Source organism: Kitasatospora sp. NPDC051705, assembly GCF_044453265.1.
Lineage (GTDB): Bacteria > Actinomycetota > Actinomycetes > Streptomycetales > Streptomycetaceae > Kitasatospora.
Map to the genome: position 1 here is coordinate 206926 of NZ_JBITCO010000008.1, position 12675 is coordinate 219600.

Consider the following 12675-nt stretch of genomic DNA (forward strand, 5'->3'; position numbering starts at 1 on the left):
TCCGTGGGATGAGGAAGTGGTGAGCGTGGCGGGCATGGCAAGCTGACCGGCATGTGCGGTCGCTTCGCAGCCAGCAGCAAGCCCGAGGACGTCGTCGAGATCTTCGGTGTCGAGCAGTGGGACCCGGCGGAGACGCTGGCGGCCAACTGGAACGTGGCGCCGACGAACAGCGCCTTCGTGGTCCTGGAGCGGGTGCCGAAGGGCCGGGAGCGGCCGGTGCGGCAGCTGCGGGTGCTGCGCTGGGGGCTGGTGCCGCAGTGGTCGAGGTCGGCCGAGACGGCGGTGAAGATGATCAACGCTCGTTCGGACACGGTGCACGAGAAGCCCTCGTACCGGCAGGCCTTCGCCTCCCGCCGGTGCATCGTGCCGGTGGACGGCTACTACGAGTGGCAGACGGTGCCGGGCGAGCGCGGCAAGGCGCGCAAGAAGCCGTACTTCGTCTCCCGGGCGGACGGCACCCCGCTGGCGCTGGCCGGGCTGTACGAGTTCTGGCGCGACCGGACGGTGCCGCCGGACCACCCGGCGGCCTGGCTGGTGACCTTCACCATCGTCACCACCGACGCCGAGGAGTCGCTGGCGCCGATCCACGAGCGGATGCCGCTCTTCCTCGACCCGGCGTCCCACGGCGAGTGGCTGGACCCGGGGCTGACCGACCCGGACGCGCTGCAGCGGCTGCTGATACCCCCGCCGCCCGGCGAGCTGCTGGCCACGCCGGTCTCCCCGGCGGTCGGCAGCATCCGCAACAACGGCCCGGAGCTCAAGGAGCCGTGGGCCGAGGCCGAGTACGAGACCACCCTGTTCTGAACCGGCTGGAGTGCCCGAGGATGACCCGCGAACCCGCCCCCACCGAACCCGTTCCCACCGGGACCGACCCCACCGAACCCGTTCCCACCGGATCCGTCCCGACCGAGCTGGTCGCGACCGGGGCCGGCGACGCCCGGATCCGCTACCACCGGGCCGCCGCGCCGCGGGCGCTGCTGGCGCTCGGGCACGGCGCGGGCGGCGGGGTCGAGGCCCGGGACCTGGTCGCGCTGGCCGAGGCGCTGCCGCCGCGCGGGATCACCGTGGCGCTGGTCGAGCAGCCCTGGCGGGTGGCCGGGAAGCGGCTCGGCCCGGCGCCGCGCACGCTGGACCTCGGCTGGACGCCGGTCGCCGAGCGGCTGGCAGGTCAGGGCCTGCCGCTGGTGGTCGGGGGGCGCAGCGCCGGGGCGCGGGTGGCCTGCCGGACGGGCGCGGCCACCGGGGCGGTGGGGGTGGTGGCGCTGGCGTTCCCGCTGCACCCGCCGGGCCGGCCGGAGAAGAGCCGGGCGGAGGAGCTGCTGGAGTCGGGGCTGCCCACGCTGGTGGTGCAGAGCGCGGCGGACCCGTTCGGTGGTCCGGTGGAGTTCCCGGAGCTGCCGGCGGGGCACGAGCTGGTGGCGGTGCCGTACGGCAGCCACGGCTTCGAGGTGCCGAAGCGGGCGCCGGTCGGGCAGGACGAGGTGCTGGAGCTGATCTGCCGGGCGGTCGGGGACTGGGTGCTGGCGCTGCTCTGAGGCAGGGGGCACCGGGGGCGGCCGGGCGGCCGGAGCCGACCGGGCGGCGGTGACCAGGGGTTTCCGGCCGATCGCCCGTGCGAGTGATGAGGCGGCCGCGGCGGGAATGCGGGCGCCGTCCGGGTGGTTGACACCCTCGTCAGCACGATTCCCGGTGAGAGGCAGGGCAGATGGGTTCGATCGCGTGCCCCGAGCGGCCAGAGGAGCGCGAGGCCGCTGCGGCGTTCGCCCCCGCCTGGTCCGACTGGATTGTCGCGGGCGAGAAGCCCGTCAGCCCGATATCCTCCATTTCGGGGCGGCCCGCCGGGGGTCGTGCCCGCCATGCCGAGGAGGTGGGTCCGGTCGTCGGGACCGAGCACGAGGCCGAGCCGGGCCGGGGCCCGGAGGAGGGCCAGCCCGTGGGCGAGGCGCTCACCGGTGAGGAGCTGGCCGAGGCGATCGGTGAGGACACCTTCCGGGTGTCCGCGGAGGAGAGCGAGGAGGCCCGGCGGGAGCGCTTCGAGCGCGACGCCCTGGGCTACCTGGACCCGATGTACTCCGCGGCGCTGCGCATGACGCGCAACCCCGCGGACGCGGAGGACCTGCTCCAGGAGGCGTTCGCCAAGGCGTACGCGTCCTTCCACCAGTTCCGCGAGGGCACGAACCTCAAGGCCTGGCTGTACCGCATCCTCACCAACACGTTCATCAACTCGTACCGCAAGAAGCAGCGGGAGCCCCAGCGCACCGCGGCGGAGGAGATCGAGGACTGGCAGCTGGCCCGCGCCGAGTCGCACATGTCGACCGGTCTGCGCTCGGCCGAGACCCAGGCGCTCGACCACCTCCCCGACAGCGACGTGAAGGACGCGCTCCAGGCCATCCCGGAGGAGTTCCGGATCGCCGTCTATCTCGCGGACGTAGAGGGCTTTGCGTACAAGGAGATCGCGGACATCATGGGTACTCCCATCGGTACGGTGATGTCCCGGCTGCACCGCGGCCGCCGTCAGCTGCGCGGCATGCTGGAGGACTACGCCCGTGAGCGCGGGCTCGTCCCGGCCGGCAGCGGGGCAGGGCAGGAAGCGAAGGGCTCGGGCTCATGAGCTGCGGCGATCCGCACGACACGGAGTGTGGCGAGGTCCTCGACCACCTCTACGAATTCCTCGACAACGAGATGGCCGAGGGGGACTGCGCCAAGCTGCGGGAGCACTTCGAGGAGTGCTCGCCGTGCCTGAAGCAGTACGGGCTGGAGCAGGCGATCAAGGCGCTGATCAAGCGTTCCTGCGGCTGCGACGACACCCCGGCCGACCTGCGCAGCAAGGTGCTCGCCAGGATCGACTCGATCCGGGCCGGCCAGCGCTCGGGTGAGCAGGTGGTGGTCGCCGTCGAGACCGCGGTCGAGATCCACGTCGAGGCCGCCCGACCGGCCCCGACCCCCGGCCAGGGCGGCCAGGCGCCGTCCGCGCGGCCGGGCGCCCCCGTCGAGGCGGGTGCTCCGGCGGAGTAGCCGGCGCCTCCGCGCGGCCGGACGGCCGACCGGAGCAACCACCGGGCCCGTCGGCGAGGACGGGCCCGGTGGTCAGGACACGGAGTTCAGCGGCCCCGGGAGCGTGCGCTCCCGGGGCCGCTCCCGTCGTGCTCGCATGCGCCCTCACTCGTTCGAGTGAGTTGACGGTGTGCCAGCTGCGCCATTGCGCGATCATGCGTCCCCGCGCCCGGACGGCGGCCTATCCTCCTGACGGACGCTCACCGCCGGTCCGCCCGGCGTGCTGAGGCAACGCGGGCCCGGACGGCGGGGGAGGTCGAGATCGCTACCGACAGTGGAGGCGCGGCCCTGCCGCAGGGAGCGACGCGCTACCTGGTGGCCGTTCCGGTGGCGGCGCTCTGCTGCCTGCTGCCGCTGCTGCCCGCCGAGGCCGTCCCCGGGGTGCCGCGCTGGCTCGGAGCGCCGGTCGACTGGCCCAAGGTCGGGCTGCTGGCCCTCCTGCACGGGTGCTGGGAGTCGCTGGCCCAGGGCCTGCCGACGCCCTGCCTGCGGCTGACCCGCCTTCTGCTGCGCCGCCCGCCGCCGTCCGAACGGGCGCCCAACCGGCCCGGCGTCAACGCCTTCTTCCCGGTGCTGTTCGCCGGTGTGCTGATGCTCCCGCCGGCCGCCGCGGCCCTGGTCGCGGTGCCCGCCGCGCTGCTCGGCGGCCCCACCCGGCGCACCTGCCGGGCCCGTCAGCTGTGGAACGGCTCCCAGCTCGCCCTGTGCGCCTTCGCCTCCTCGGCCGCCTTCCAGCTGCTGCGCGGACCACAACTGCTGCTGGGCTCCCGGTTCCCCGCCGCACTGCTGCCCGGCTTCGCCGCCGTCGCCACGTTCTGCCTGGTCAACGGGGTGCTGGTGGGCGCCATGCTGATGCTCACCGAGGACCGCCGGCCGGTGGTGCTGCTGCGCGGGGCCGTCGCGGTCTGCGGACTGCCGGTGCTGGTGCACGCCGCCGGCGGCCTGATGGTGACGGTGCTCTGGCAGGGCCCTTACGGGGCGTTCGCGGCGCTGCTGGCGCTGCTGCCGCTGTCGATCTCGGCCTGGGTGTTCGCCCAGGGCCAGCGTGAGCGGGACGCCCACCAGGCCACCGTGCAGTCGCTGGTGCAGGCCGTGGAGATCAAGGACGCGTACACCCGCGGGCACAGCGAACGGGTCGGCCGGGCCTCGGTGCTGATCGCCACCCAGCTCGGCATGGAGGCCGAACGGCTGCGCACCCTGCGCTTCGCCGGGATCCTGCACGACGTCGGCAAACTGGGCGTGGCCACCGAGCTGCTGCGCAGAAACGGTCCCCTCAGCGAGGCCGAGCGGCGGGCCGTCGAGATCCACCCGGTGTACGGGTTCGAGCTGGTGCGCGGCATCGCCTTCCTCGGCGAGGCGCACGCCGGGATCCTGCACCACCACGAGCGGATGGACGGCCGGGGCTACCCCAGCGGGCTCAGCGGCGAGCAGATCCCCGAGTTCGCCCGGATCATCTCCGTCGCCGACGCCTTCGACTCGATGACCTCCACCCGTTCCTACCGGCGCGGCCGGCCCGTCACCGAGGCGATCGCGGAGCTGCAGCGCTGCTCGGGCAGCCAGTTCGACCCGGCGATGGTGCGGGCGCTGATCGACGCGCTGGTCGTGCACGACTGGCAGCCGGTGCTGCCGCCGCCCGACGGCAGCATCCGGGCCGTCCCGGACATCCCGCTCGGGGTGCCCGAACCGGTCCGGGCCGCGCCGCGCCGGGTGCCCGCCCAGGGCGGGAGCGTCCCCACGGCCGGGCAGCCGTGACGGCGGCCGGCCGGCAGGCCCGCGCCGTGCACGCGGCGGCGGCCGCGCTGCTGTTCCTCGCGTGGGCCGCGGTCGCGCTGCGAGGGGTGGCCGAGCCGCGGGTCGCGCTGGCGTTCACCACGCTCATCGCACTCGGCGAGTGCGTCCGGATCACCCTTCCGGGGGACCGCGAGCAGGCACCCATCGGCGCGGCCGGCGCACTGGCGTACGCGCTGCTCGGCCCGCTGCGCGGGGTGCCCACCGCGCACGGCACGCTCCAGGTGGTCGCGGTGACCGGGGTCGGCCTGCTGCTCGCCTGGCTGCCCGGGCTCGCCCTGCCCTGGCTCAAGGCGCACTGCAGGGGCGGCGACGGGGCCGGCCTGATCCACCGGGCCCGGCCGGACCGGCCGCACCGGCGCCCGCCCTGGGCCGACCCGGCCCGCCGGGACAGCGCGGCCCGCCGGCTGCTCGGCGTCGGCTTCGCGGCCGCCGTCTTCCAGCCGCTCTACAACGGCGGCCTGGTCGACCGCTTCTCGCCCGAGGGCCCGGCGTACGGGGCCTTCCTGACCGCCGTCGCCGCCCTGGCCGCCCTCTGCGACGCGACCCTGGCCGCCCTGCTGCGCCGCTCGGCGGCAGGCCCGGACACCGGGCTGCGGTTCCCGGCGGCGCTGGAGGACGAGCTCCGCTCGCTGTTCGGCATCGGCTCGGCCATCGTCGCCACCGGGATGCTGGTCAGCCTCGCGGCCGGCGAGGTCGGGCTCTGGGCGCTGCCGCTGTTCTGCACCCCGCTGCTGCTCGCCCAGGTGTCCTTCCGGCGCGCCGCGGCCGTGCGGGCCACCACCGGGCAGACCATCGCCAGCCTGGCCAGGGCCACCGAGGTGGCCGGCTACACCCCGCACGGGCACGCGCGCCGGGTCGCGGACACGGCGTGCGCGCTGGGGCGCGAGCTCGGACTCGGGACCCGGGAACTCGCCCTGCTGGAGTACGCGGCCCTGATGCACGACGTCGGCCAGCTCTCGCTGGTCGAACCGGTGCCGGACGGCGCCACCGCCCTGCTGTCCTGCGCCGAGCAGCAGCGGATCGCCCGGCTGGGCAGCGAGGTGATCCGCCGCACCGGGGTGCCCCGGCAGGTCGCCGAGCAGGTCGCCCGGCTGGCCGATCCGGTGCTCGGCCCGGCCGGCGCGGACGGCTCGGTGCCGCTGGCCGCCCGGATCATCCGGGTGGCCAACGCCCACGACGACCTGCTGACGGCCGCCCGCGGCCGCGGGGTGGGCGAGGCGGTGGGGCGGCTGGAGGCCCTGGAGGTGCTGCGGCTGGGCCGCGGCCGGGTGTACGACGCCCGGGTGGTGGACGCGCTGGCCCGGGTGGGCGGGCAGGCCCGGGGGTGAGGGGCCCCGGGAGCGCGCCGCGGGGCCGAGGTCCGAGGACTCGGGCAGCCGCCGGCCCGGCCGTCCCGGGCAGCAGGGGTGACCGCCGGCCCGCCCGTCCCGGGCAGCAGGGGTGACCGCCGGCCCGGCCGGGGGTTCACCGAGGTCGACGGGGGTACCCGGCGTCCGTACGGGCGCCGGTGGGGGCCCGCACCCGGCGGGCCCGGGTCGGGTCCGGCCCGAGGCGGACTGGAGGCGCGGCCCAGGCACGGGCGCGCGACCACCCGCCGGGGTTGAGGCCGGGCGGCCGGGCGGGCAGGCTGGGTAGGGCGGGCGCCCAACCTCAGCGGTGGGGAGCGCGGGCGGGGGCGGGCGTGGTTGGATGCGGTCGTAGCGTGGAACACCGACCCGGGACACCGGGCCCGAACCCCGCGAAGCGTCCGGCCCCGAGGAGTTGGGGTGGGCGCGGTGGTACGGGACTCGAGCGGACGACGACGGCAGGGACGAACGTGAGGATCTTCCACCGGGCACGGCACCGGCCGTCCGCCACCTGGCGGCAGACGACCGACCGTGCCTTCACGCTGATCGGCGACGGCCGCTACGAGGACGCCGGCGCGCTGCTGGTGATGGCCGCCGACCTGGAGCCCTGGCTGTCCGACTCCTGGTTCAACCTCGCCCTGCTGCACAAGTTCCGCCGCGACTGGGAGCAGGCCCGCTCGGCCGGCCTGCGCGCCGTCGCCCTGCTCGACCGCGAGCACGGCGCCCCCGACTGGTGGAACCTCGGCATCACCGCGACCGCCCTGCAGGACTGGCCGCTCGCCCGGCGCGCCTGGCAGGCCTACGGGCTGAAGCTGCCCGGCGGCCCCGGCGGGCAGCCCGACGGCCCGGTCAGCCTGGACCTCGGCACCACGCCGGTGCGGCTCTCCCCGGACGGCGAGTCCGAGGTGGTGTGGGGCCGCCGGCTCGACCCGGCCCGGATCGAGGTGCTGTCCATCCCGCTGCCCTCCTCCGGCCGCCGCTGGGGCGAGGTGGTGCTCCACGACGGCGCCCCGCACGGGGAACGGGTCACCGACGGCGTCGCCTACCCGGTGTTCGACGAGATCGAGCTGTGGGCGCCCTCCCCGGTGCCGACCTACGTGGTGCTGCTGCAGGCCGCCACGGCCGGGGACCGGGACGCCCTGGAACGCCTGGTCGCGGACGCCGGCTACGCGGCCGAGGACTGGACGTCCTCGGTGCGGCTGCTCTGCCGGGCCTGTTCGGAGAGCCGGATGGCCGCCGACGACGGCCACACCGCCCACCACGACCCGCACGACGACGGCGACGCCGCGCACCCCGGGCACCTGAGCCACCTCAGCCAGGGCGGCGCGGCCGGGATGTCCTGGCTGGTCGAGCGGGAGTGCGGGATCGCCGCACCCGCACTGCTGGTCCGCTCGCTCCTCGACCGCTGGGTCGCGGCCGCGCCCGCTGCACGGGCGTACCGGGATCTGGAGGAAGTCTGCTGAGCGGGCCGCTTACCCTTGAGCGGTATACCTGGCCCATTCTCGGAAGCGGAAGCGGAAAAGTAGCGATGGCGGAGCAGCACGACCACCAGCACGACCACGACCACGAGCCCGCAGGGGACGCGGCCCAGCCGGTGAAGGTGGTCGGTGAGGAGCCGGACCTCTCCAAGGGCACCGCGCGTCCGATCACCGTCGTGGGCAACCCGGTCCTGCACCGCGAGGTCAAGGACGTCACCGCGTTCGACGGCGAGCTCTCCGCGCTGATCGACGACATGTTCCAGTCGATGTACGCGGCCGAGGGCGTCGGCCTGGCGGCCAACCAGATCGGCGTCGACCTCAAGGTCTTCGTCTACGACTGCCCCGACGACGAGGGCGTGCGCCACATCGGCCACGTCATCAACCCGAAGCTGGAGGAGTACCCGGCGGACCGCAAGCGCGTCCTGGACGACGGCAACGAGGGCTGCCTGTCCGTCCCGACCGCCTACGCCGAGCTGGCCCGCCCGGACTTCGCCGCGGTGACCGGCGTCGACAAGGACGGCAACCCGATCCGCGTCGAGGGCACCGGCTTCTTCGCCCGCTGCCTGCAGCACGAGACGGACCACCTCTTCGGGTTCCTCTACATCGACAAGCTCTCCAAGCGCGACCGCAAGGACGCCCTGCGGCAGATGGCCGAGGGCACCCCGCGCTACGCGACCGTGCCGAACGCGTAGTCGCCGCCCGCGTCGAACACCGCTGCCCCGTACGGGAGTTCCGTACGGGGCAGCGGTGCGTCCCCCCGTTCGGGGCGGGCGCCGGTTCGGGCGCGGTTGTCGTTCAGTGGTGCATCCGGGCCCCCTTGAGGACCTTGTCCACCGCGTTGCGCGGCCCGTGGACGGCCAGCCCCACCAGATCGAGCAGATCCCCGGGCACCGCCCGCACGGCCGCCCGGTTGTCCCGGTCGTTGCCCGTGGCGAACAGGGCCGAGGTGAAGACGGCCGTCGGCAGCGACCGGCCGAGCGCGCGGCCGTGCGCGGCCGTCAGCACCTCCTTCGTCCCCTGGAACACCAGGACGGGCTGGCGGAACATCGGCAGGTACGCGGTGCCGTCGGCGTCCGCGTACGGCTCCCCGACCAGCTCGGGGCGGACCGTGCCGAGGCCGCTGACCAGGAAGGCGGTGACGTTCAGCCGCTGCCAGGGCTCCAGGTCCTCGCGCAGCAGGACGGCGATCTTCGTGTCGAAGCGCACGGGCGCGCCCGCGGTCCCCGCGTCGGTCCCGGTGTCGGTCCCTGTGTCGGCTGCCGTGTCGGCCCCGGCCCCGGGTTCCGTGCGGGCGCCGGTCTCATCGATCGTTCTCATGCGTCGAGACTGCGGGGCGCCCGCCCCCGCCGTCTTGTACGTTCTTTGCATGGCATCCGGGCAGGAGATCTCTGCTTGGCGTCCGACCGTCCCGGGCGTCACCGAGGTCTTCCACGCCCACTTCACCGAGCACGCCTACCCCATGCACGTCCACGACAGCTGGACGCTGCTGATCGTCGACGACGGCGCGGTCCGCTACGACCTGGACCGCCACCAGCGCGGCACCCCCGGCGACACCGTCAGCCTGCTGCCCCCGCTGGTCCCGCACAACGGCTCGCCCGCCACCGCCCACGGGTTCCGCAAACGCGTCCTCTACCTCGACATGACCCAGCTGGACGCCAGCTACATCGGGCCCGCCGTCGACGGCCCCGACCTCGCCGACCCGCTGCTGCGCACCCGCATCGGGCAACTGCACACCGCCCTCGCCGACCCGGGGGACGAGCTGGAGGCGGAGAGCCGCCTGGCCCTCATCGGCCAACGCCTGCGCGCACACCTGCGGCCACGGCCGGCCGGCAGCGATCCGTCGCCCCGCCCGGGCGTCGCCCAGGACCTGCGGGACCTCCTCGACGAGCGGCTGCTCGACGGCACCACCCTGCAGGAGGCCGGGGGAGTGCTGCACGCCCACCCCGCGCACCTCGTCCGCGCCTTCAGCGCCGCGTTCGGCCTCGCACCGCACCAGTACGTCACGTCCCGCCGCGTCGACCTCGCCCGCCGGCTGCTCCTCGACGGACGGCCGCCCGGCGAGGTGGCGACCGCGGCGGGCTTCTACGACCAGTCGCACCTGACCAGGCACTTCAAGCGGGTCTGCGGCGTCACCCCGGGCCGGTACGCCCGGACGGCGCGGGGCGGCTGAGCGGCACCGCGGGGGCGGCGGCGGGCTTCGTTGCCGGCGCGGGCCGGCCGGCCGGGCAGGGGAGGTCCGTCCAGAGCCGGTGCGGGCAGACGATCACGTAGTGGCCCGACCAGCGGGTGTCGGAGATCCAGCGGGACCACAGCACGTCGCAGGCGCCGGCCAGTTGGGCCAGGGCGTACCGGCGTCGGGCGTCGAGCGGCAGCCAGGGGTCGCCGTCGGGGGTGTGGCCGGTGTAGCGAGCGGTGAGCCAGAGCACGGCGGCTTCCGGGGTGTCCCACGTGCCCCGGACCTGGGAGGCCGGGCGGCGCAGCCACCAGCCGGTCATCATCGGCGGGAGGTCCGAGGCGCCGAAGCGGATGATGTCGACCGGCCGCCGCTCGGCCTCTCTGGTCAACAGTCGGCCGTCACCGGCCCACTCGTAGCCGTGGAAGTGCAACGGTGCTTCTCCTCTGGGGCGTTGATCCCCTCCCGCCCGCGCGGGACCGCGGGCGGGAGGGGCTTTCAGGAGGCTCAGACGGACAGGCCGAACCGAGCCGGGTCGATCCCGGCGCTGGTGAGCTCCTCGGCGGTGAAGAGGAGGGGCGCGCGGTCGGGCCGCTTGCTGTCGCCGAGGGCGTAGACGCCGTGCTCGACCAGGCCGAGGGTCACGCACGACTCGCCGTCGTCACCCCCGCCCTGGTTGCCGCCGCACGCGCGGTTGAGCGTGAGCTGCGAGAGGTCGAGTTCGTAGAGGCTGCGATCGGTCATCGCCGACACCACCTTCCGGTGTGGTTCCGGGGCACGCACGGAACGGCCCCGTCCCGCCCAGGAGTTGGGCGGAAGATTCGAGGGCGGTCAGCCCCAGAGGCTGATACGCGTGGTGAGCTGGTCGACGGGCGCCTGCCGCGATGGGGCGTCCGGCGCGAACAGCGGCCGGACCAGGGCCCGGCCGTCCTGGGCGCCGACGATCTCGACCAGGCCCCCGGTGGTGAGGTCCTTCCGGACGGGGTTGTCGTCGACCCGCGCCATGAACTCGGCATGCGTCCGGCGGCGGGCACTGGTCGGTTGCGCGGAATTCTCAGCGGGCATCGCGGACTCCCCGTGGCTTGGCTTCCCGGCTTAACTAAACGGTAGGCGCGGCCCTCAGGTAATTCCACATCTATGCGCGCGGTTGCATAAATTCCTAGGTCGAAGTTCGGAAGTCGTCGGACCACTGTTCGAGGAGGTTTCTCATTTCTGCGCCGAACATGGCGCATCCCTCCATGGTGGAGAAGGTATCCACGTGTATTGCGACGTCCTTCGGGTCCCTGAGTGCCAGGACTCCAGTGGTAGTTTCGATGGTTACGAGGGACCTGTCGTAGACGGTAAAGGTGTCCATCGGTGCGACGGGCATCAGGCCGGTCAATGGGATTATGCCGATTTGGATGTTGGGGAGCCGTGAGAGTGAGATGAGTCGATCAATCTGCATGGCCATGGCCGGAGCTGGGATCAATGGCCACCTGGCAGCCATCTCCGAGAGCAGGAACGTGAATTTCTTGTCGGTGTCGTAAAGGATCTCCTGTCGGCTCAGCTTCCGTGCGATGAGCTGACTTTGGTCGCCTTGAAGATGGGACAGGCTAGCCTTAATGTATTCGGGTGTGGAGAGAAGCCCAGTGATCATCGACAGAAGGAAGAACCTGAACTCGGTGGACGACGACTCCAGGTTGGCGAGCTCCTGCTGCTTGCGGTGAAGCCCCTTCCTTCGCAGCGCACGGAGGCCTTGCCAGTCCGTGCTCGCCAGGCGCGCGAGCTCCGCGACCGAAGCCAGTATCTCTGGTGGGGCCTTCAAGGCTCGCAGGATCTGTTCCACGTCCATGGGAGTGGCCGGGCTTTTCCCGCTCTCAATCCTGGAAATTTTCGACTGAGACATGTTGCAGCGTGCAGCGAGCCGGGCTCCCGAGAGCCCGGCTCGCTTTCGCAGATCTTTCAGCGTCGCAGCTAGTTCCTGCTTGGACTGGCCCAGCTGCTCTGGGTGGAGCGTCACGATCCGAGGTACTCCGCGAATGGAACCGAAGCCAAAATGGCGATCCGCTGGTATTCGAGGTAAGGTGCGAGGTCGCCGTCGAAGAGCTCGCGACTGATCTGAGTTCCATCCGCTCTGTAGTTCATGAGGACGACCTTGGATTTGTCGAACATCCAGAAGTCCTGAGCGGATTGGAGGGGGTTCTCCTTGTCGGTGACGTCAAGGATTCGAATGTCTTCGCCGGCTCTGAGGTGATGCCGGTAGTAGTACTCGAATTCAAACCGAAGATAGTCGGAGAGTGGGCGTTTGACGATGTGGACGCGGCCGACGCGCTTACCTGCAGCCGTCCACTCTGCCACCTCATCCATCCACCCTGACTGGTAGTCGTCGGGAGAGTTTTCGCCGGACAGGAACCGGGAGAGTTTCTCGGCTTCCTGCGGCATGGTGTACGTGGGAAGCGTTTCGAGCCGCCACGCTTCCGACTGCATGGAATCGAAGCACTGGTTCCAGGTGTCACCAGCCAAGAGCACGAAATGCCTCCCTCAGGACACTCTCCGAAATCTCAACGAGGCCCTCCCCGTTGGGCGGGGTGAAGGCGAGAGAAAGGTCGCCCTGGATCACGAACGACCCCGTATCCGTCTGGTAGACGTTGGGGCAGTCCTTCTCTCCGCACTCGCCGCTTCCGTTGCCCGTGAGGCGGGTGAGAGCTGCGCGTCCAGACATGTCAAGCCTCCCTTTTTCGAGCCGGTTTGACTAACCGGTAGCCACGCTAGAGGCATGGAGGCGGGCCGTCCACGCATCGGCGTGACTATGCACGTCATTGACTAAGGATCTTGGTTTGGCATCTGTGGGACG

At 72.7% G+C, this 12675-nt stretch carries 16 protein-coding genes; 9 read left to right on the forward strand and 7 right to left on the reverse strand.

Annotation, left to right across the window (positions count from 1 at the left end):
* The first annotated feature begins 51 nt into the window (after positions 1–51).
* The 8 genes from ACIA8Q_RS13760 to def all read left to right on the forward strand — a co-directional run bounded on the left by ACIA8Q_RS13760 (position 52) and on the right by def (position 8361).
* The gene (locus ACIA8Q_RS13760; protein ID WP_360204326.1) at positions 52–804 is read left to right on the forward strand and encodes an SOS response-associated peptidase; all 753 of its coding nucleotides are present in this window, start codon (positions 52–54) and stop codon (positions 802–804) included.
* A gap of 20 nt (positions 805–824) precedes the next feature.
* A complete protein-coding gene (locus ACIA8Q_RS13765; RefSeq protein WP_360204329.1) occupies positions 825–1535 on the forward strand; it encodes an alpha/beta family hydrolase in 711 nt (236 codons plus the stop codon).
* 332 nt (positions 1536–1867) lie between these two features.
* Positions 1868–2611 carry a sigma-70 family RNA polymerase sigma factor gene (locus tag ACIA8Q_RS13770; RefSeq protein WP_360204332.1) on the forward strand — a complete coding sequence of 248 codons (744 nt, stop codon included), beginning with the start codon at positions 1868–1870 and terminating at the stop codon, positions 2609–2611.
* Positions 2608–3015, forward strand: coding sequence for a mycothiol system anti-sigma-R factor (gene rsrA, locus ACIA8Q_RS13775; protein WP_360204334.1), 408 nt, complete (start codon positions 2608–2610; stop codon positions 3013–3015). Before ACIA8Q_RS13770 ends, rsrA begins: the two co-directional genes overlap by 4 nt.
* Before the next feature lie 354 nt (positions 3016–3369).
* Positions 3370–4806 (forward strand): HD-GYP domain-containing protein, encoded by a 1437-nt coding sequence (locus ACIA8Q_RS13780; RefSeq protein ID WP_396317209.1) that lies wholly within the window; start codon positions 3370–3372, stop codon positions 4804–4806.
* Positions 4803–6173: an HD domain-containing protein gene (locus ACIA8Q_RS13785; RefSeq protein ID WP_360204339.1), complete on the forward strand. Its 1371-nt coding sequence runs from the start codon at positions 4803–4805 to the stop codon at positions 6171–6173. Before ACIA8Q_RS13780 ends, ACIA8Q_RS13785 begins: the two co-directional genes overlap by 4 nt.
* A 488-nt stretch (positions 6174–6661) precedes the next feature.
* On the forward strand, positions 6662–7654 hold the full coding sequence (locus ACIA8Q_RS13790; RefSeq protein WP_360204342.1) for a hypothetical protein: 993 nt from the start codon (positions 6662–6664) through the stop codon (positions 7652–7654).
* 65 nt (positions 7655–7719) lie between these two features.
* Positions 7720–8361, forward strand: a complete 642-nt coding sequence (gene def, locus ACIA8Q_RS13795) for a peptide deformylase (RefSeq protein WP_360204344.1) — start codon at positions 7720–7722, stop codon at positions 8359–8361.
* Between the two features lie 103 nt (positions 8362–8464).
* On the opposite strand, the gene ACIA8Q_RS13800 is transcribed toward def, so the two are convergent.
* Positions 8465–8986: a DUF2000 domain-containing protein gene (locus ACIA8Q_RS13800; protein WP_360204347.1), complete on the reverse strand. Its 522-nt coding sequence runs from the start codon at positions 8984–8986 to the stop codon at positions 8465–8467.
* A gap of 49 nt (positions 8987–9035) precedes the next feature.
* Here ACIA8Q_RS13800 and ACIA8Q_RS13805 point away from each other — a divergent pair, with 49 nt between their 5' ends.
* Positions 9036–9839: an AraC family transcriptional regulator gene (locus tag ACIA8Q_RS13805; protein ID WP_360204350.1), complete on the forward strand. Its 804-nt coding sequence runs from the start codon at positions 9036–9038 to the stop codon at positions 9837–9839.
* Here ACIA8Q_RS13805 and ACIA8Q_RS13810 read toward each other — a convergent pair.
* The 6 genes from ACIA8Q_RS13810 to ACIA8Q_RS13835 all read right to left on the reverse strand — a co-directional run bounded on the left by ACIA8Q_RS13810 (position 9799) and on the right by ACIA8Q_RS13835 (position 12543).
* Entirely contained in the window at positions 9799–10275 is a 477-nt protein-coding gene (locus ACIA8Q_RS13810; protein ID WP_360204353.1) for a hypothetical protein, read from the reverse strand. The two genes, ACIA8Q_RS13805 and ACIA8Q_RS13810, sit on opposite strands and share 41 nt — an antisense overlap.
* A 74-nt stretch (positions 10276–10349) precedes the next feature.
* Entirely contained in the window at positions 10350–10586 is a 237-nt protein-coding gene (locus ACIA8Q_RS13815) for a DUF397 domain-containing protein (protein ID WP_396317210.1), read from the reverse strand.
* 87 nt (positions 10587–10673) lie between these two features.
* Positions 10674–10907, reverse strand: coding sequence for a hypothetical protein (locus ACIA8Q_RS13820; RefSeq protein WP_396317211.1), 234 nt, complete (start codon positions 10905–10907; stop codon positions 10674–10676).
* Between the two features lie 94 nt (positions 10908–11001).
* Positions 11002–11841, reverse strand: a complete 840-nt coding sequence (locus tag ACIA8Q_RS13825) for a helix-turn-helix domain-containing protein (protein WP_396317212.1) — start codon at positions 11839–11841, stop codon at positions 11002–11004.
* Complete coding sequence (locus tag ACIA8Q_RS13830; protein ID WP_387907303.1) at positions 11838–12350, reverse strand: DUF6879 family protein; 513 nt, start codon at positions 12348–12350, stop codon at positions 11838–11840. The genes ACIA8Q_RS13825 and ACIA8Q_RS13830 overlap by 4 nt, the downstream gene beginning before the upstream one ends.
* On the reverse strand, positions 12334–12543 hold the full coding sequence (locus ACIA8Q_RS13835) for a hypothetical protein (protein WP_396317213.1): 210 nt from the start codon (positions 12541–12543) through the stop codon (positions 12334–12336). The genes ACIA8Q_RS13830 and ACIA8Q_RS13835 overlap by 17 nt, the downstream gene beginning before the upstream one ends.
* Positions 12544–12675 lie beyond the last annotated feature (132 nt).